A 306-nucleotide genomic window follows, 5' to 3' on the forward strand; every position below is an offset into this window, starting at 1 on the left:
GGCGAGACCCCCGTTATACCGGCGGCGGTAATCTCTGCTCCACTGGGGACGGTTATCGCCACCCAACTGTTAAGCAGCCTGACCGGCGTGACCGCACCTGACGGGTTTGCCTACGCGCTGGATGCCGAAGGGGCATACCCTCCTGGCAGCATCTACACGCCTGCCACGGGATACACGCTGTCCGGTGCCTCCACGGGGACGGCAGGAACGGCCCTGACGCTGACGCTGACACCGGACAATGACGGGCCACGCGCGGACACGTCGGTCACGCTGTCCGACGGGAATGCAGGCGGCGCGTTCTCGGCC

General features: G+C 67.0%; 1 pseudogene. It reads left to right on the plus strand.

Going from position 1 to position 306, the window contains the following annotated elements:
• Positions 1 to 87: 87 nt before the first annotated feature.
• Positions 88 to 306, plus strand: a pseudogene (locus tag B7449_RS13630) (hypothetical protein); the annotation flags it as partial.

This window comes from Komagataeibacter intermedius TF2 (genome assembly GCF_000964425.1).
GTDB classification, from domain to species: Bacteria; Pseudomonadota; Alphaproteobacteria; order Acetobacterales; family Acetobacteraceae; genus Komagataeibacter; species Komagataeibacter intermedius.